Annotated in this window: 15 protein-coding genes; 7 read left to right on the top strand and 8 right to left on the bottom strand. The window is 45.4% G+C overall.

The genetic code is table 11. The features are described from left to right. The first annotated feature begins 54 nt into the window (after positions 1–54). From L9Q40_RS14395 to L9Q40_RS14380, 4 genes are all read left to right on the top strand, one after another. The gene (locus L9Q40_RS14395) at positions 55–1,671 is read left to right on the top strand and encodes a PTS transporter subunit EIIC (RefSeq protein ID WP_020335632.1); all 1,617 of its coding nucleotides are present in this window, start codon (positions 55–57) and stop codon (positions 1,669–1,671) included. Then, positions 1,671–2,129: a hypothetical protein gene (locus tag L9Q40_RS14390; protein ID WP_498793686.1), complete on the top strand. Its 459-nt coding sequence runs from the start codon at positions 1,671–1,673 to the stop codon at positions 2,127–2,129. The genes L9Q40_RS14395 and L9Q40_RS14390 overlap by 1 nt, the downstream gene beginning before the upstream one ends. Positions 2,130–2,614: 485 nt before the next feature. Beyond that, entirely contained in the window at positions 2,615–4,045 is a 1,431-nt protein-coding gene (ptsG, locus tag L9Q40_RS14385; protein WP_020335630.1) for a PTS glucose transporter subunit IIBC, read from the top strand. Between the two features lie 264 nt (positions 4,046–4,309). Further along, entirely contained in the window at positions 4,310–4,720 is a 411-nt protein-coding gene (locus tag L9Q40_RS14380) for a hypothetical protein (RefSeq protein WP_014232481.1), read from the top strand. A 71-nt stretch (positions 4,721–4,791) separates the two neighbouring features. Here the strand turns inward: L9Q40_RS14380 and L9Q40_RS14375 are convergent, their stop codons facing one another. The 3 genes from L9Q40_RS14375 to L9Q40_RS14365 form a co-directional block, all read right to left on the bottom strand. Further along, positions 4,792–4,887, bottom strand: a complete 96-nt coding sequence (locus L9Q40_RS14375; RefSeq protein ID WP_014232480.1) for a MetS family NSS transporter small subunit — start codon at positions 4,885–4,887, stop codon at positions 4,792–4,794. After that, positions 4,884–6,350: a sodium-dependent transporter gene (locus tag L9Q40_RS14370; RefSeq protein ID WP_065302636.1), complete on the bottom strand. Its 1,467-nt coding sequence runs from the start codon at positions 6,348–6,350 to the stop codon at positions 4,884–4,886. Before L9Q40_RS14370 ends, L9Q40_RS14375 begins: the two co-directional genes overlap by 4 nt. Positions 6,351–6,817: 467 nt before the next feature. Next, the gene (locus L9Q40_RS14365) at positions 6,818–7,408 is read right to left on the bottom strand and encodes an outer membrane beta-barrel protein (RefSeq protein ID WP_014232478.1); all 591 of its coding nucleotides are present in this window, start codon (positions 7,406–7,408) and stop codon (positions 6,818–6,820) included. 127 nt (positions 7,409–7,535) lie between these two features. On the opposite strand from L9Q40_RS14365, the gene cydH reads away from it, so the two are divergent. Then, positions 7,536–7,628 (top strand): cytochrome bd-I oxidase subunit CydH, encoded by a 93-nt coding sequence (cydH, locus tag L9Q40_RS14360; protein ID WP_020335625.1) that lies wholly within the window; start codon positions 7,536–7,538, stop codon positions 7,626–7,628. 33 nt (positions 7,629–7,661) lie between these two features. Next, positions 7,662–8,819, top strand: coding sequence for a patatin-like phospholipase family protein (locus tag L9Q40_RS14355; RefSeq protein ID WP_014232476.1), 1,158 nt, complete (start codon positions 7,662–7,664; stop codon positions 8,817–8,819). 69 nt (positions 8,820–8,888) lie between these two features. Here the strand turns inward: L9Q40_RS14355 and pyk are convergent, their stop codons facing one another. Then, positions 8,889–10,331 (bottom strand): pyruvate kinase, encoded by a 1,443-nt coding sequence (pyk, locus tag L9Q40_RS14350; protein ID WP_065297075.1) that lies wholly within the window; start codon positions 10,329–10,331, stop codon positions 8,889–8,891. A gap of 360 nt (positions 10,332–10,691) precedes the next feature. On the opposite strand from pyk, the gene mlc reads away from it, so the two are divergent. After that, a complete protein-coding gene (gene mlc / locus L9Q40_RS14345) occupies positions 10,692–11,909 on the top strand; it encodes a sugar metabolism global transcriptional regulator Mlc (RefSeq protein ID WP_014232474.1) in 1,218 nt (405 codons plus the stop codon). Positions 11,910–11,997: 88 nt separating this feature from the next. Here mlc and L9Q40_RS14340 read toward each other — a convergent pair whose 3' ends face one another. The 4 genes from L9Q40_RS14340 to L9Q40_RS14325 form a co-directional block, all read right to left on the bottom strand. Continuing rightward, positions 11,998–15,072 (bottom strand): error-prone DNA polymerase, encoded by a 3,075-nt coding sequence (locus L9Q40_RS14340; RefSeq protein ID WP_498793685.1) that lies wholly within the window; start codon positions 15,070–15,072, stop codon positions 11,998–12,000. A gap of 6 nt (positions 15,073–15,078) precedes the next feature. Further along, a complete protein-coding gene (locus L9Q40_RS14335) occupies positions 15,079–16,482 on the bottom strand; it encodes a Y-family DNA polymerase (RefSeq protein ID WP_498793684.1) in 1,404 nt (467 codons plus the stop codon). Positions 16,483–16,489: 7 nt separating this feature from the next. Next, a complete protein-coding gene (gene imuA, locus L9Q40_RS14330; RefSeq protein WP_498793683.1) occupies positions 16,490–17,182 on the bottom strand; it encodes a translesion DNA synthesis-associated protein ImuA in 693 nt (230 codons plus the stop codon). Between the two features lie 130 nt (positions 17,183–17,312). Further along, positions 17,313–17,573: SDR family NAD(P)-dependent oxidoreductase (locus tag L9Q40_RS14325; protein ID WP_498793682.1), on the bottom strand; the 261-nt coding region annotated here is incomplete at its 5' end.

Raw genomic sequence — 17,573 nt, 5'->3', positions numbered from 1 at the left:
GGGTGTGCCGCTAGCCCTCTAACTATTCTAAAAATTCTATCAGGAGCAAAACTAATGAAAGGTTTCTTTAGTAAACTTTCGCAATCCATTATGCTGCCCATCGCTTTGCTACCAGCTGCGGGTATCATGTTGGGTATCGGGGGTAGTTTTACTAACCCAACAATGATCGAAGCATACAACATCGATGTGCTTCAAGACGGAAGTCTGTTAAACAGCTTCCTACAAGTTATGACTGCTGCTGGCGGTATTGTATTTGCAAACCTTCCAGTAATGTTTGCTCTAGCGATTGCTGTTGGCTTCGCTCGTGCAGAAAAAGGTGCTGCAGCACTAGCGGCTCTTATCTCTTACTTGGTTATGAACGTTGCTATCGCTAAAACGCTAGTCGTTGCAAACATGATCAACGCTGACGCAAACACTGTTATCCTTATGGGTAGTGAATACGCGGGTGTCTTGGCTGATACGCTAGGTATTGCTAATACGCTAAGTATGGGTGTGTTTGGTGGTTTGATCGCTGGTGCAATCACTGTCGTTCTTCATAACAAATACCACGATGCAAAACTGCCTGATTACCTAGGTTTCTTCGGCGGTGCTCGCTTTGTTCCTATTATCAGTGCTTTCGCAGCGCTGTTCTACGGGATCGTTCTGACTTTCATCTGGCCATTCTTTGGTGCTGCGTTCGGCGCTATCGGTGCGGCACTAGGTGAGATGACAGCATCTGGCCACGGCTACATTGCTTCTTTCATCTTCGGTGTTATCGAGCGTTCTCTAATTCCTGTAGGTCTGCACCACGTATTCTACTTGCCACTTTGGCAGACAGAAATCGGCGCGACAGCAGAAGTTGCTGGTGAAGTGATCAAAGGTACACAAAACGTCTTCTTCGCATCTCTAGCGTCTGGCGATTTCTCTCAGTTTACTTCTACTAACTTCATGACTGGTAAGTTCCCGTTCATGATGTTTGGTTTGCCAGCTGCGGCATACGCGATGTACACACTAGCGGATGACGAAAACAAGAAAGCAGCAGGTGGTCTACTGTTCTCTGTTGCGCTAACTGCATTCCTAACGGGTATCACAGAGCCAATCGAATTTACATTCCTATTCCTATCTCCAGCGCTTTACTACGCGATCCACGTGCCATTGGCTGGTGTATCGTTCATGCTGATGGATATGCTGAATGTTAAAGTAGGTATGACGTTCAGTGGTGGTTTCATTGACTTCTCACTATTCGGTATCCTTCCTGGTGTAACTGGTGTTGAAAACCACTGGTACTACATTCCTCTAGTGGGTATCGCATACGCGTTCGTTTACTTCTTTGTTTTCCGTTGGTTTATCGTTAAGTTCGACATTAAAACTCCGGGTCGCAAAGGCAGCGCAGTAGCGGTTGTATCTAAGAAAGACTACCACGCAGCGAAAGGCGGTGCTGGTGACAACCAAAAAGCAAAAGACATGATCGAAGCACTTGGTGGTGCTGAGAACATCGTTGACGTTGATGCTTGTATCACTCGTCTACGTATCACTGTGAAAAGTGGTGCTGAAGTTAAAGATAACGATTACTGGACTCAAGAGCTTGGTGCTCGTGGTCTAGTGAAAGTTGGCGACACTGGTATTCAGGCTATTTACGGTGCTGAAGCTGCTGGTTACAAAGCTCAAATTAACTCGCTACTTGGTAAATAATGAGTATTGGTGACAAATTTCGTAGAACAGGCGCATTCGTTGTCGACCTGATGATAGCTAAGATGTTTACTCAGGTCGTCTTGTCTGTTCTCGCACTTCTCGTGTCTAGTTTATGGAGCGATAAGGTTACGGGCTTATCACTAAACGATGATATGGCTCTGCCGGTTTTATTGGCAACGGTAGTGATTATGCTGTTGACCTATATCGGCATCTATCTAGGATACTGCGCGGTTTGTTTTAAAATGATAAACAAGTCGCTAGGTAAGTATCTGCTTCAAGTAGAGAACAGTCGCGGGATTGCGCAACTTGAATTGTCATCATATTTATCTCGTGAAAGAGAGAAGATTGTATATTTTCTTGCAACGCTAGGGCTTTATGCCGCGTACTCAGCGATACAGTTTTACATGTATGACAGAGAACCTTTGCATGAGGTCCACGCCCAGCAAGCTCAGAAGTAACATTTCTTTCTAGTAAAAGCCCGCGATAAGTCAGCGGGCTTTTTTATATTCTAAAAACCCTAAACTCATCATCCCTTCATTTTTAATTTATTCTCGATTTCAGCATCCTAAGTGCTATTTATCGCCTATGCTTCTGATAGATTTTTTCGTCAATTTATAGATCTGGTGTTTATTGAACTCATAATTGACGCTGCGATTTTTTCTACTTTATTCTTTTAGTGATATTCGCCGTATTTATATTTACTAATAAGGCATTGATGGTCGGTATGAGTCGCATTTTTTAGAGTAATTTGCCAATCAATTTGTTGTTTTCGTGATCTTGAAAGGATTATTGTCATCGAACTTTGAGGGTTATCAATAATATATTTTGAGCCATAAAATATACTCAATTTGTGGTTACATCTTAATTGGGTGCTAACATTTAGGCTACGGGGGGTGGCCGTTAGTACCCAAATAATACTTATATACTTATCAGGAGCTTGAACATGTTCAAAAACCTTTTTGCTAACCTGCAAAAAGTCGGTAAATCACTGATGCTTCCAGTATCGGTATTGCCGGTTGCAGGTATTCTTCTGGGTGTTGGTGCTGCCCATCTGAGTTTCATTCCAGAGATTGTTTCTAACCTAATGGAACAAGCTGGTGGTTCTGTATTTGGCCAAATGGCCTTGCTATTTGCTGTCGGTGTTGCTCTAGGCTTCACAAATAACGATGGTGTAGCAGGTCTGGCTGCAATCGTTGGTTACGGTATTATGACAGCGACGCTTGGTGTAATGGCTGGCGTCATGGGTGTTGAAAAAATCGATACTGGTGTACTAGGCGGTATCTTAAGTGGTGGTTTGGCTGCTTGGGCATTCAACCGTTTCTTCAAGATTCAGTTACCTGAATACCTTGGCTTCTTCGCGGGTAAACGTGCCGTGCCAATCATCACTGGCTTTGGTGCGATCATTCTTGGTGTTATCCTTTCTGTAATCTGGCCACCAATTGGTAGCGGTATCAGTGCGTTCTCTCACTGGGCGGCGGATCAAAACCCACAGCTAGCATTTGGTATCTACGGTATTGTTGAGCGTTCACTGATTCCATTCGGTCTACACCATGTATGGAACGTACCTTTCTTCTTCGAAGCAGGTAAATGTGTTAACGCTGCGGGCCAAGCTCAAAACGGCGTGTTAACTTGTTACCTTGTTGCTGATGAAGCATCACGTGCTGCTGGTAATGGCTTCGGTCAGCTAGCGGGTGGTTACATGTTCAAAATGTTCGGTCTACCAGCGGCAGCTATTGCTATTGCTCATTGTGCTAAGCCTGAAAACCGCGCGAAGGTAATGGGTATCATGGCGTCAGCTGCGTTAACATCATTCCTTACTGGTATTACTGAGCCAATCGAGTTCTCGTTCCTATTCGTTGCTCCGCTACTATACGGAATCCACGCGCTACTAGCTGGTTCTGCATACGTTGTTTCGAACACGCTAGGCTTCGTTCACGGTACTTCTTTCTCTCACGGTCTTATCGACTTCTTAGTGTTGTCTGGTAATGCTCAAAAGATGGTTCTGATGATTGGTGTAGGTCTGGTTTACGCGGTTATCTACTACGTTGTGTTCCGTGCAGTAATCACTGCTCTTGACCTAAAAACACCGGGCCGTGAAGATGAAGCTGAAGCAGCTGCAACAACTTCTGGCTCAGACATGGGCGGTGAACTTGTAGCAGCATTCGGCGGCAAAGCGAACATCACAGGTTTAGACGCATGTATTACTCGTCTGCGTGTTGCAGTAGCTGATACTGCAGCTGTCGACCAAGACAAACTAAAACAGCTAGGCGCAGCAGGTGTTGTTGTTGTAGCTGGTGGTGTTCAGGCTATCTTCGGTACTAAGTCTGATAATCTAAAAACAGAAATGGATGAGTGGATTCGTAACCACGGCTAATCTCAGTTATCCATTACTTATGTGAAAGGGGGCTTCGGCCTCCTTTTTAATGTCTGCGTGCTCTAACCTCATACGTGAATCACCTCATAGTTGTACAAACTTCCTATATCGACACTTCTTCCTTAAAGTGCTTTGCTGTATTCATGTGACAATAAACTCATCTTTACTTTTTTGAGCGTATCCCTACATCCTTCTTACCCTTCATTGACATTATAAAATCCAGTCGTGTTTGAATTATGCACGATGTTTTTTTAAGAATTGATAATGGTTATGAAGAAGAAACTAATAATACTGGCAGCAGGACTGACGTCTGGCGCTGCAATGGCGGCTAATGGAACATCTGATTTAGCTGTTGGTATGGCAGTCGATCAGCAATTGAGCGTTGTTGTTGAGATAGATAATACGTACCGTGGGATTATCGGTAACGACGGCATGGCTTTTGACTACATTGCTAAACGTGGTACGTTCGACCAAAACGTGCCAGTGACTTGGTATGTCGGTGTTGGTGGTTGGTACGAGTGGGACGATGAATTTGGTGTGCGCGTACCACTAGGTGTCAATTGGGACCTATCTCAGGGCTGGGATGTGTATGCACAGCTACATCCGGAGCTTGATCTATACAAAGGTGTAGACTTACAGCTTGGTGGTGCAGTGGGCGTGAAATACAGCTTCTAATACCAATTTGATTAACGTCCAATAAAAAATGCCGGCTAAGTAAGCCGGCATTTTTATTGTTAACGTTACGGTTATTGTTTATTCATCGCTCGTTTGATACAAACGGCGGCACCACCCCAAGTAATACCTAAACCAAGAACCATCATGATGATTGCACTGATTGTCATTTTGTTTTCTCCTTGCGGTTTACTGCGTTAATTAATAGCCCGAAGATAAAGAGTGCTGCGATCAATGCCCAGCCCAATGTCAAATCGTAACCACCGTAGCCGTCGGTAAATAGAGCATAAAGCTTGGTCGCTAAGATTACAGCTAGCATAATTGGTGTTACGAAACGCAAGCAGATTTCAAACCATTGGCCGATTGAGAAGTCCGAACGCTCGTTAACGTAGCCACGAACTTCTGATACACGGTTTAGTAGCCATGCCATCAATACGATTTCTACCAAGCCACCGACCATGATACCGACGTTGTTTGCAAAATGATCGACCAGGTCGAGCAATAGCAGACCACCATTGGTTGCGAATGCCATGGATACAACGAAACCAGTACCGATAACCACGTTTGCGGCTTTCTTACGACTCCAGTTTAATTTGTCGATAATTGCTGAGGTTACTGCTTCCATGATTGAGATATGAGAGCTTAAGCCTGCTACAACTAGAGCAAAGAAGAACAGTGGACCAAGAATGTAAGGTGCTGGCAATAAGTTAATTGCCGCTGGTAACGTTACAAACGCAAGACCAACACCCGCAGAAACCACCTCTGTCAAAGGTTTACCTTGCTCCTGAGCCATGTAGCCCAATACCGAGAAAATCATGATGCCGGATAGGATAGAGAAACCACAGTTAATCAATACCGTCATGAACGCATTGTTTGTGATGTCTGATTTCTCTGGCAAGTAGCTAGAGTAGGCCAGCATGATGGCAAAACCAATACTTAGGGTAAAGAAGATCTGACCATAAGCGGCTGCCCATACTTTAACGTCCCAAATTTTGCTGAAGTCTGGTTCGAACATGTAGTTCACGCCGTTCAGTGCACCTGGTAAGAACACCATGCGCCCGATAAGGAACAGCACCATCAAGAAAAGAATTGGCATCATGATTTTAGATGCACGCTCGATTCCTGACTTCACGCCGCTTGCAATCGCAACATAAGTAATGGCCCAAGCAATGACCATAGACAACGCAATCTTCCATTGGATACTGCCTAGATTCGTTGGTGAATTATCACCTAACTTCAGGTATTCACTGAAGAAAAACGCGTTTGTATCTGCTCCCCAACCTTGGCTGAACGACAGACCAAAGTAAGAAATAGACCAGCCGATCACGGCTACATAGTAAACGGCGATAACTGCTGCGACACCCACCTGAAACCAACCAAGCCACTCAAATTTTGAATGAATCTTTGCTAGTGTCTTTGGTGCTGAGCCACGGTATTTTTGCCCCATACTGAACTCTAGGATCATGAATGGAATACCTGCAGTGATCATGGCAAAAAGGTAAGGAATAAAAAATGCGCCGCCACCGTTTTCGTAGGCCATGTATGGGAAACGCCAAATGTTACCCAGACCGATCGCTGAACCTACTGCTGCTAAGATGAACCCTGCGCGGGATCCCCATTGTTCTCGCTTCATATTTGACTCCTGTACAACTCCCTAAGGAATGAAGCTCTTTCTGTAAAGCAGGGCAATTTATTAAAAGTTAGGGAAACTGCTATCCATCAGTTTTTATGGCCTAAATTCTAAGTAGTTATTGATTTGCCGTTTTTTATTCTGCTTCACATGAAAGAATTTAGAGTTTAACTCTTAAATTTATGATGTGTGTTTGATAAAACTGAAATATTTATCTGTTTTCGCTATTCAGACTAACTTCTAATAATTACAAGCGCAACAGATTCTAAATGTTAATAATAGTATTTTGTCTGGTTATAATATGGTTAATATTCGTTTTTCTGGAGTTTATTTGAGTTGTGTAAGCTTGATCTCAAAATAAATGACTGCAATGAGGTCGATTGCATGGTTATAAGGACTATTTTGATTATTTAGGGTGTACGTCTAGCTTTTGTACACCATCTAGACGATGTTTCGTCATTGTGTTGCAGTTAAAAGCGAAAACTAATTCCGACATTAGATTGAAATTGGTTCATCCAATCGGTGTCATACTTGATGATGCAGTTGGAACCATCAGACGGCAATGTGCATGAACCTGAAGTGTCATTGTCGACGACTGTACCTAGCCAACGTAGTTGTGCCGTTAAAGCAATTGCTTGAGAGTATTCATATTCAATACCGGCAAACGCACTCGCAGAAAAACCCACTTTTTTATCCGCCCAGTTCACATCAGTATAAGAGCCGCCTAACCCCAAGCCGGCGTATGTCTGCCAACCCTGTGCAATGGGATAGGCGAGGCTACTTTGAAACTGCAGGTAATGAATGTCTGCTGAGTTGGACAGTGATTTTAGTTCTGTTGGTTGATAGGAATAAAAAAGACCGACTCGCCCCTGAAGAAAAGGTGTTTCGATTGCCAACGCGTAACTGGTCGCTGCATCAATGTCGTAGGTATTGGCATTCGTGTCTTCCACTTTGCCGCCAGCGGTATAACCAATAAATGGTGTGACGATTACATTCGCTTGGACGTTGAAAGCAACGCTCATCAAAATAGTTCCAATCAAATAGCCGACGTTATTCTTCATGCCCTATCTCCTTATTATGCCTAAGCTAATTGTGATGGCTTAGTCAAAATCGTGCGAACAAATTAAGCAAATCTTGAACATGTTTCACGCTGGTGTTATTAATTTGTTACAGTTCAAGGAGGTGTTTATGGAACACGATCTTAAATCCGCACTAATCATCGTTGCCGCTGTTTTCGCAGTTCTTTTGTCATACGGAATTATTGCGATTACTTCGGCTTAATCTAAGTTTAGCTTTATTAGAAGGCTTAAGCCGATGATACGTAACAGCGGTATAATCACCGATAGCCATACTGAACTCGATATCAATGTTTACGAACATTTCAGACATGGCAAAACTGCTCTTGTCACGCAAGGAGGAGGGCAGCGAGGAATTTTTACCGCTGGAGTGCTTGATGCATTTTTACTTTCCAACTTTGATCCCTTCGATGAATTCTATGGTACCTCAGCAGGTGCTCTAAACCTTTGCCCTTATTTATGCCGTCAGCATGGGATGGGCAAGGCGTTTATTACCGAATTGACCACCTCGCCCGAGTTTTTTAACCTTTTTCGTTACATTCGTAAGCAGCAATATTTGGGACTGGAATGGGCGCTGGAAAGAATTCAGGATTTCCCCTACAAACTGGACCTCGACATGGGGCGCAAAGCACTGGGCACTAGAGGGGCTTTTGCTGCCGTGACTGATGTAGAGACGCTTTCCGATCAGTACCTTCCTATGCTGGGCGATTCCTGGTTCCAAACCATGTTGGCAACGTGCGCGATTCCCAAATTATACCTTGGGCCAGTCGATGTTGGCGGGCGTAAGTTTGTCGATGGTGGCGTTTCCGCCTCAATCCCTGCGCAGGAAGCGTGGAGACAGAATGCGCGCAATATTATTGTTATCCGAACGGAGCCTTACTCAGAAATCGACGCAAGAGTACAAAGTGAAGTCGGGGATAAGTCTGTCCAGTGGTATCGAGAGTCGATAAACTCCGTGCAGCAGTCTTGGCAACAGAAAGTGAGCCAGTGGAAGTCAGACTGGGCATCTTTCTTTCAGCAGAAGATTAACACGGCCCATCAATCTAAGCTGGCTGGCGAAATGCTTTTGAATGGCGGGCGATGGCTGTTTGGGGCGGATAACTTGTATCGATTGAGTCACCTTATCGGGGAGAACTTCGACTCCGGTTTGGCTGATATGTTGATGATCCATTATCAAACATTCGAGCTGACACAGGCGTTTCTCTCTACGCCACCAGATGATACTTTTATTCTACAGATTGCACCCAGAGAAGTGCTTCGGTCCTCTTCTTTGTTAAGCGACCCTGAAGATTTAGAACATGACTATCAGTTAGGTTTGCAGGCTGGCTATAACTTCGTTCAGCTTTATGACCAACTGAATATTGATCTCGACTTAGATGGGCGTGAAAGCGCGTAGTGTTTTCATTCGCTTCAGATGAAAGTAAAAAGGGCTCCGATTGGAGCCCTAGATTTTTGTACTGATATATTATGCAGGCATAATACGCATGCAGTTGGTTGAACCAACGACATCCATTACGTCACCTTGAGTAATGATGACCAAATCTCCGTCGTTTAAAAAACCTTGTTCTTTTAAACAGCTAATCGCATCCTGCGCGGTTGGCAATCCTGCATCGCCTTTAGAATTAAAATAGACTGGTGTGACGCCTCGGTATAACGCAGCACGATTCAGTGTCGATTCATTTCTTGATAAGGCAAAAATAGGCAACCCTGAGCTCAGACGAGACATCATTAAAGCGGTTCTGCCAGACTCGGTTAAGGAGATCATTGCCTTAATACCTTCCATATGGTTGGCAGAATACATGGTTGCCATCGCAATGGTTTCTTCTGCGGTTTCGAAGGAGCGTTCAAGGCGATAGGTCGACAGACTGGCTTCAGACATTTTCTCTGCGCCCATACAGACTTCAGCCATCGATTTAACGGTTTCCACGGGGTATTCACCTGCCGCGGTTTCTCCTGACAGCATGACCGCATCGGTACCATCTAAAACAGCATTTGCCACGTCCATGACTTCAGCACGGGTAGGCATTGGGCTTGTGATCATCGATTCCATCATCTGGGTTGCCGTGATGACGATACGGTTTAGGCTGCGAGCACGACGAATGAGCTTCTTCTGAACACCAATAAGCTCTGGGTCACCGATCTCTACCCCTAAGTCTCCGCGAGCGACCATGACCACATCAGAGGCCATGATGATATCGTCAATTGACTCACTACTCTCTACCGTTTCAGCGCGTTCTACTTTGGCGACCAATTTTGCTTCCAGGCCTGCATCTCGCGCTAAGCGTCGCGCATAGTGCATGTCTTCACCATTACGTGGGAAAGAAATCGCTAAATAATCGACTTTGATTTCTGCGGCAGTAAGAATGTCTGCCTTATCTTTTTCCGTTAAGGCTTCTGCGGATAATCCGCCGCCTTTTTTGTTAATGCCTTTGTTGTTTGACAGGGCACCACCAACCGTGACGCGAGTATGTACTTTATTACCTTCTACGCTGGTGACTTGTAACTGAACGCGGCCATCGTCGAGTAACAGAACATCATTAGGTGCTACGTCTTGTGGCAATTCTTTGTAGTCCAAACCGACAGTTTCTTGGTTGCCTTCACCTTTTGGTAAGTCGCTATCTAAGGTGAATTTGTCACCGACTTTGAGCATCACTTTGCCATCTTTGAATGTAGATACGCGGATTTTCGGACCCTGCAAGTCGCCTAAGATAGCAACCTGTCGCCCTAGTTTTGCGGCAATTGCACGGACTTTGTTTGCACGTTGAATATGATCTTCGCTGCTACCGTGTGAAAAGTTCAGCCGCACAACGTTAGCGCCAGCTTTGATGATCTCCTCAAGTACATTGTCTTTATCAGTTGAAGGCCCAAGTGTGGTAACGATTTTTGTTCTTCTCAATTTGGATGTCATAGATTCTCCGAAGAATGCTAGTGTGGGACAAGGTAACTCGAATTGTATTTAAGTATATGCACAGAATGCTTTGGTTAAGATGAACACGAGCAAAAAGTTCTCCATCTTTATAAAAAACCAACTGCATAGATTCGCTTGATGTTTTTAGTGATAGCCACTCGCGTGGAGTGGATGACTAATTTGGTCAAAAAATTAAGTTATTTTTTACACAATTTAACAGGTGTAAATTTTCCGTTATTTGACTAAATACACAAACAAACAGGTTTCTGCGTGATGCTTGTCACGGGGATCTATTAATTCACTTCACAATTAGTTCGCAAAGTAAAAAAATTGCCGTGTTATAGAATTTTGGAGTGCACAATGTACATGGCTCAACCGGGCCATATTGATCATATCAAACAGATCAATGCTGGTCGGGTATACAAACTAATTGACTTAAAGGGTCCAATATCTCGAATTGATTTGTCCAAGCAAAGTGAGCTTGCACCTGCAAGTATTACTAAAATCACTCGAGAATTAATTGAAGCACACTTGATTCATGAAACAACCGTTCAAGAGGCCACCAGTCGTGGTCGTCCCGCTGTCGGTTTGCAGGTTAATAATGAAGGTTGGCAGTTCCTGTCGATGCGTTTAGGCCGTGGTTATTTAACAATCGCGCTCCATGAGCTCGGCGGCGATGTATTAATTGATACTAAAATCGAAATTCATGAGCTGGACCAAGACGATGTGCTTGAGCGCCTGCTTTATGAAATTGATGAGTTTTTTCAAACCTATGCTGATCAGCTAGATCGTGTTACCAGTATCGCAATTACGCTGCCTGGCCTCGTTAACTCAGAGCAAGGCATCGTGTTACAAATGCCGCATTACAACGTAGAAAATTTAGCTCTGGGGCCTGAAATATATAAGGCAACCGGCTTACCCGTCTTTGTGGCTAATGACACGCGAGCTTGGGCATTAGCGGAGAAACTGTTTGGTCACTCTAAAGAGAATGAAAACTCAGTTCTGATTTCGATTCACCATGGTTTAGGTGCCGGTATTATTCTCGATGGTCGCGTGTTGTTAGGCCGTCACGGTAATATCGGTGAATTAGGTCATATCCAAATCGATCCAAATGGTAAACGCTGTCACTGTGGCAATATTGGATGTTTGGAAACGGTAGCAAGCTCACAGGCTATTCGTGAAGAAGTCGTCAGACGGATTGCTGATGGTGAGGCGTCCAGCCTTGCTGAGCAAGAAGAGATGAGTATCGAGAGCATCTGTGAAGCAGCCGCTAATGGTGATCCCCTTGCTGTGGATGTGATTGAAAAACTAGGCCGTTACCTAGGTTCTGCGATTGCGATTGTGATTAACCTGTTTAACCCAGAAAAGATCTTGATTGGTGGCGTCATCAACCAAGCGAAAGACATTCTTTACCCAGCTATTCGCCGTTGTATCGAAGAGCAAAGTTTGCCGGTTTATCACCAGGATCTGGAACTGGTAGAGTCTCGTTTCTACAAACAAGCGACAATGCCGGGTGCAGCACTTGTAAAACAAGCGTTGTATGACGGACAACTGTTGATGAAAGTGGTAGAGGGTTAATCTCTTTTACTGACTTTATTACCGACCTATTAAAGGGATGAGACTTGGGTTCTCATCCCTTTTTGTTATTGACTGCGCTTCCTAAACACTAGTGAAAGTCTCGTGATTTGCTTTGTAACGCCGCTAAGTGATGAGTGCAATCAATCAATTTGCCTGCGATCACGTGTGTCACATCTCCCTCTCTCTCTAAAATTCCTTTTACCATCATCACTTTGGATGTGAGATAAGCTTGCTTTTGGGCTCGGGCCGTCGCACTCCAAACCACGACATTAATATTCCCGGTATCGTCTTCTAAAGTGATAAAGGTAACACCCGCAGCGGTACCGGGAGACTGACGTCCGGTGACGAGCCCGACAACGGTCACCAGTGATTTATGTTCTTTCTCGACTAACTGTTGCATGCGAGTAAAGCGAGGCAGCTTACCTGCTTGATCCAATAAAGTAATCGGATGACGATTGAGAGAAAGCCCGGTACTGGCATAATCTTCAATCAGGTTTTCATACTCAGAAGGTTGTGTTTGATAGCCAGCTACAGGCTCTTGTACATCCTGAAACAGAGGTAGGTCTGATAGGGAGTCCATGGCTGCCCAACGAGCACTGTAGCGATTGCCCGATAATATCTGTAACGCATTCGCGGATGCCAACAGCTCGATATCACGGCGACTTCTCAACACCTGCTTTACCTCCTGAATTGAGCGATAGCCGTTTTGAGGGCGGCGCTTAAGGAGTTGGTTCGCGTTCTCTTCACTGAGCCCTTTGACTAAGCGAAAGCCAAGCTGCACGCCCAACCGACCGTTAGGGCGCTGGATTAGGTGGTGCTGATAGTGTGAAAGATTGACGCAGACTGGCAAGACTTCGATGCCATGGCGGCGAGCATCCTGCACCAATTGAGAAGGGCTGTAAAAGCCCATAGGTTGACTGTTCAATAGCGCTGTATAGAACTCAGCAGGGTAATAGAATTTCAGCCAGGACGAACAATACGCCAGCACCGCAAATGAAGCGGAATGACTTTCCGGGAAGCCGTATTCGCCAAAACCACAAATTTGCTCGAAGATACGTTCCGCGAATGCTAAATCGTAGCCTCGCTCACGCATACCATCGATAAGCTTAGGTCTGAATTTTGCGAGATCGCCATTCTTTTTCCAGGCAGCCATCGCCCTGCGTAGTTGGTCGGCTTCACCGCCACTAAAGCCCGCAGCAACCATTGCGAGCTTGATGACCTGTTCCTGAAAAATCGGAACACCCATAGTTCGCTCTAAGACACTTTTCACGGCTTCTGAAGGGTAGCTGACGGGTTCTTCACCATTGCGCCTTTTCAGGAAGGGGTGAACCATATCCCCCTGAATAGGCCCTGGACGTACAATCGCTATTTGAATCACCAAGTCGTAATAGCAGGCAGGCTTTAAGCGAGGGAGCATGCTCATTTGTGCCCTGGATTCGATCTGAAATACCCCGACGGTGTCTGCTTTCTGGATCATGCGATACACATGGGGATCATCCTGAAGTCGGGTGATCTCAGCAATGGACAGTGATCGCTGGTGGTGCTTTTCGACCAGCTGAAAGCACTTTCTGATCGCATTCAGCATGCCTAATGCGAGCACATCGACCTTGAGCAGTTTTAAGCTTTCTAAATCATCTTTATCCCACTGTATGATAGTACGATCTTCCATCGCCGCGTTTTCCACCGGAACTAACTCGTATAACGGTCCGGAAGAAATCACAAAGCCACCGACGTGTTGAGACAAGTGGCGAGGAAAGCCGATGATCTCGTTCACCAGTTGAATAAATTGTTGCCCCTTGAGTGATTCCGGATGCAATCCGAGTTCGACAATTTGCGCTTGCCAGCCTTGGCTACGATCGCGGCGATTCACGTTCTTAATGAAAAAGTCGAGCTGGGTTTCTTCAATCCCCAGTGCTTTACCGACTTCTCTGACTGCACTTTTGAAGCGATAGCTGATCACGGTTGCAGCCAGAGCTGCTCGCTCACGACCATATTTCTTATAGATGTATTGAATGACTTCTTCCCGGCGCTCGTGCTCAAAGTCGACATCAATATCTGGCGGCTCATCTCGTTCTTTGCTGATAAAACGTTCTAATAGTACCGCGATTTGCCTTGGATCCACGGAGGTGATTTCCAGGCAATAGCACACGACAGAGTTTGCCGCAGATCCGCGTCCCTGATAGAGAATGCCTTGCTTTTTTGCAAACATCACAATGTCGTGAATGGTTAAAAAGTAATAGTGGTATTTCAGCTCTTTGATTAATGCGAGCTCATTCTCGATCGTTTGCTGGATGGTTTCTGGAGCACCTTCAGGAAAACGTCTTTTCTTTCCGCGTTCAACCAGCATACGTAGGTAAGAATCGGGTGTGTAACCGTCGGGGATTAACTCGGCAGGGTATTCGTATTTCAGGTCACTCAGCTTAAATTCACACAAATTAGCGATGTGCTGGCTTTCTGCAAGCCATTTTGGTTTGTAGACTCGAGCTATTTTGCTTAGTGGGCGTAGTGCACGTTCTGCGTTGGATAGTCGTTCAAACCCCAGCTTATCGACGCTGCAACCGTGTTTCACTGCTGTAAGTACGTGCTGTAATGGCAGGCGTTCGACCGAGTGCATGAGTACACCACCACAAGCTGTGATAGGTAACTGAAGTTCATGGGCGAGCTTTTCACAATGGTTGGTATATGCCGAATCATCGCCACCAAGGTGACGTTGGATGGCAACCCATAAGCGGTTTGCATGATGTTGGTTTAACCAGCGTCCCCAGTAATGATCGCTGTTTTGGTGGGTTGGGAGCCATAAAACAAAACAGTGACGAATCGACATCAAATCCCACTCAGAGAGTTGATAGCTGCCTTTTTCACTGCGCCGTCTTGCGTTGGTGATGATGCGGCACAATTCTGCATAAGCTTTACGGCATGGACACAATAAGACCACTTGGCATTCATCATTGAGCCAAAACATGCTTCCTACGATTTGTTTGATATCGAGCTTATGTTGCTGGATCGTGGAATATGCTTTTACAACACCTGCGACGGAACATTCATCGGTGATCGCAATGGCTTGATAGCGGTAAAAAGCGGCTTGCAGAACCAGCTCTTCTGCATGAGAAGCTCCGGTAAGAAAAGAGAAATTGGACTGACAAAACAGCTCTGCGTAATTCATAGCGACTTAACAAAAAAATCCATGAAGAAACCAATGTTTGTATTGATCGCGGAACACCCATAACCAGCGACCTTGCTTGGTGTGTGCAATGTAGTAATCACGCATGATTTCATCGCCATCCCACCACCCTGAAACAATTCGTTCTGGCCCGTGTACCAGAGAAACCTGTTCTTGGAGCGGCACTGGTCTCGGTAATTGCATTGCCGGACGCAGCAACTGAGGAATCGAAGAAAGCGCGACATCGGGTTCATCGGCCGAACGGTATTGGCAGGCTTTTTCTGGTCTTGGGTCGTAAGCAATATCAGGCTTGAGTACGGAGTGCTTTCCCATTTTTGCTTGCAACAAAGAGAGCAGCTCTAACGGATTCATTTGGCTTTTCTGCCCCGCAAAGAGGTCGCAAGCGCTGCTGATTGGTTCACCTTGGCGAATGACCTGCAAAGTCAGGCCAATCACAGGTCCATTGAGTGCCAGAGACTCCAGGCTCAAACTGGCGAGTTGCTGCCAGCGGTGGCATAAGTAGTCGCCTTGTGCTGAGGTAAGCGGCACCGACTGTGTGTGTTTATCTCGCTGGTGGAGCGTTAAGCAAAGCTCAAAAGCAACTTTGTCTCTTAATTTTAGAAAGGTTTCGAGTTGCTTCAGCAGTTTGGCCAAGGGCTTCTCAATCCACTGAACATTTTCTAGCTCAAACAGCAACTCCAAATACACCCTGAATGATTCTGTTGGATGATAAAAATCGACAGGGTGTTTAAATTGGCCAGTCAGACGACCTACGTAGTTCACTAAATCAATATCAAAACGGCGAGCGATATCTTGCAGCGGTAACTCAAGCAGGTCTTGTAAAGTACTTACGCCAACACGCTGCAATTTGTCCACCGTCACAGTGGATAAATCTGTCAGTGTGAGTGGCAAAGAGGAGAGTGATTGTTGAATAGACGCTTTGTCTTCAATCAACTGGTTACTTCCAGACAGTGCCATGAGTTTGGCTGATAATGGAGAAAACCCACAGCCAAACTGCACACTCAGTTTTAGTGTGGCGAGGTGGGCGGAGACTTTGTGCCAGTAGTTTTGCAACCCATCATAGAGGCTGAGCATGGGTGTTGCGCGTAGCAGGAGCCCCTGATTTGGCATCAGAACCACATCAGACGTGATCAGATATAGCCACTGGGCAACCTCCTGCAATTTCTTCAGTTCAGTTTGGGGATGGTGAGGGTGGACTTGTAAGTCTCGACATAAAGACGCAGCGCTGCCCAATCCCATATTTAGCTTGATGCCTTGCTGCTCAGCAACATCGTTGTATTGAATGATGCGACAACGCTGGCTTTCGACTATCACCACAGGCTGTTCTTGGTTGTCACTAAAAAGTGTATCCAATTGCAGACGAGGGAAGTGTAAGTAGATCCATAAAGACATGTTGTTATTACCCTTGATTTAACATCGGGAAATTCACGACTGTCGATGGAGTATGAGTCTCAAGCGGCATGACCAGTTGTGGGTAGTGATGCTGGTAGTTAATCTCGACCTGACCTTTACTCCAGCCACCTTTACGCTTTAATACCTCAACGCTGACGCCTTGCTCACTCCCTTGTACTTTGAGGCTGAGTGAGACAGGCAGGGATAGACGGTTCGCTCGGATTGGCTTCAACATAAACAGAGGGCAAGAGCCTTGCTCACTGGCGACCTGTAAACGTTTGACTTGATGGATTTCAAGCTCGTCTTGCCACAATAATACATTGCTACACACACTACTTTTTAGGCACTGCTCCGCAGCCCAGAGTGCATCACGCTGATGCTCCGGTGTAATAACCCAGACTTGATTGATATCCAAGCCGATACTGTGCAGAAAGAGTGGATTCATTAACGCTGGCGGTTGAATAAACGCAGTAACGCCTTTAGTTAGCGATGATTTCAAATAAGGCGCTAATAAACGCAATTCACCGACACTGCCCACAGACTCCATTTCGATCACGCCGTGAGGTGGAAAACCTCCGCCCAGTAGAGCGTCCAGCTCAGGAAAAGAAGAGCTGTTGAGGAACTGATGTGAGTCCGCTTTGGTTAAATTTGCCTGCCAAACAAGGTGTTGGCTTTTTAAGTGCTGAATAATATCTTGCATAACTAAATACCTGTATATATGTACAGTATATTTCTGTGGTGAAAAGTAGCAAGATTTTTGTTGCGAGAAAAATAAAAAAGGCAGCGTTGGCTGCCTTTTCAATCAGTTATGCGAAGGAGTGAGAACGGAATCACTTACGCTTTGGTTGTGCGTCGATACACTGGCCATTCACGTCAGTCACACTCGGATCCATCAGATGCAGGTACAGTGGCATCAGATCTTGTGGTGTTTTCAGTTTGTTAGAATCTTCACCCGGGTATGCTTTTTCACGCATGCGAGTACGTGTGGCACCTGGGTTGATGGCATTAACACGCATTGTTGTATCACTTAGCTCATCAGCCAGCGTTTGCATCATGCCTTCTACTGCGAACTTAGAGATCGCGTATGGACC

It is taken from the genome of Allocatenococcus thiocycli (genome assembly GCF_921292965.1).
GTDB lineage: Bacteria > Pseudomonadota > Gammaproteobacteria > Enterobacterales > Vibrionaceae > Vibrio > Vibrio natriegens.
Note: the sequence above shows the minus strand (reverse complement) of the source record. Positions and strands in the feature narration are given on the sequence as shown.

Bases quoted from the DNA above. Each gene is read 5' to 3' on its own strand.
- pyk (WP_065297075.1), bottom strand. From the start codon at position 10,331: ATGACATCCAAATTGAGAAGAACAAAAATCGTTACCACACTTGGGCCT.
- L9Q40_RS14375 (WP_014232480.1), bottom strand. From the start codon at position 4,887: ATGACAATCAGTGCAATCATCATGATGGTTCTTGGTTTAGGTATTACT.
- L9Q40_RS14380 (WP_014232481.1), top strand. From the start codon at position 4,310: ATGGTTATGAAGAAGAAACTAATAATACTGGCAGCAGGACTGACGTCT.
- L9Q40_RS14370 (WP_065302636.1), bottom strand. From the start codon at position 6,350: ATGAAGCGAGAACAATGGGGATCCCGCGCAGGGTTCATCTTAGCAGCA.
- L9Q40_RS14395 (WP_020335632.1), top strand. From the start codon at position 55: ATGAAAGGTTTCTTTAGTAAACTTTCGCAATCCATTATGCTGCCCATC.
- cydH (WP_020335625.1), top strand. From the start codon at position 7,536: ATGGAACACGATCTTAAATCCGCACTAATCATCGTTGCCGCTGTTTTC.
- ptsG (WP_020335630.1), top strand. From the start codon at position 2,615: ATGTTCAAAAACCTTTTTGCTAACCTGCAAAAAGTCGGTAAATCACTG.
- imuA (WP_498793683.1), bottom strand. From the start codon at position 17,182: ATGCAAGATATTATTCAGCACTTAAAAAGCCAACACCTTGTTTGGCAG.
- L9Q40_RS14335 (WP_498793684.1), bottom strand. From the start codon at position 16,482: ATGTCTTTATGGATCTACTTACACTTCCCTCGTCTGCAATTGGATACA.
- L9Q40_RS14390 (WP_498793686.1), top strand. From the start codon at position 1,671: ATGAGTATTGGTGACAAATTTCGTAGAACAGGCGCATTCGTTGTCGAC.
- L9Q40_RS14355 (WP_014232476.1), top strand. From the start codon at position 7,662: ATGATACGTAACAGCGGTATAATCACCGATAGCCATACTGAACTCGAT.
- L9Q40_RS14365 (WP_014232478.1), bottom strand. From the start codon at position 7,408: ATGAAGAATAACGTCGGCTATTTGATTGGAACTATTTTGATGAGCGTT.
- L9Q40_RS14340 (WP_498793685.1), bottom strand. From the start codon at position 15,072: ATGAATTACGCAGAGCTGTTTTGTCAGTCCAATTTCTCTTTTCTTACC.
- mlc (WP_014232474.1), top strand. From the start codon at position 10,692: ATGTACATGGCTCAACCGGGCCATATTGATCATATCAAACAGATCAAT.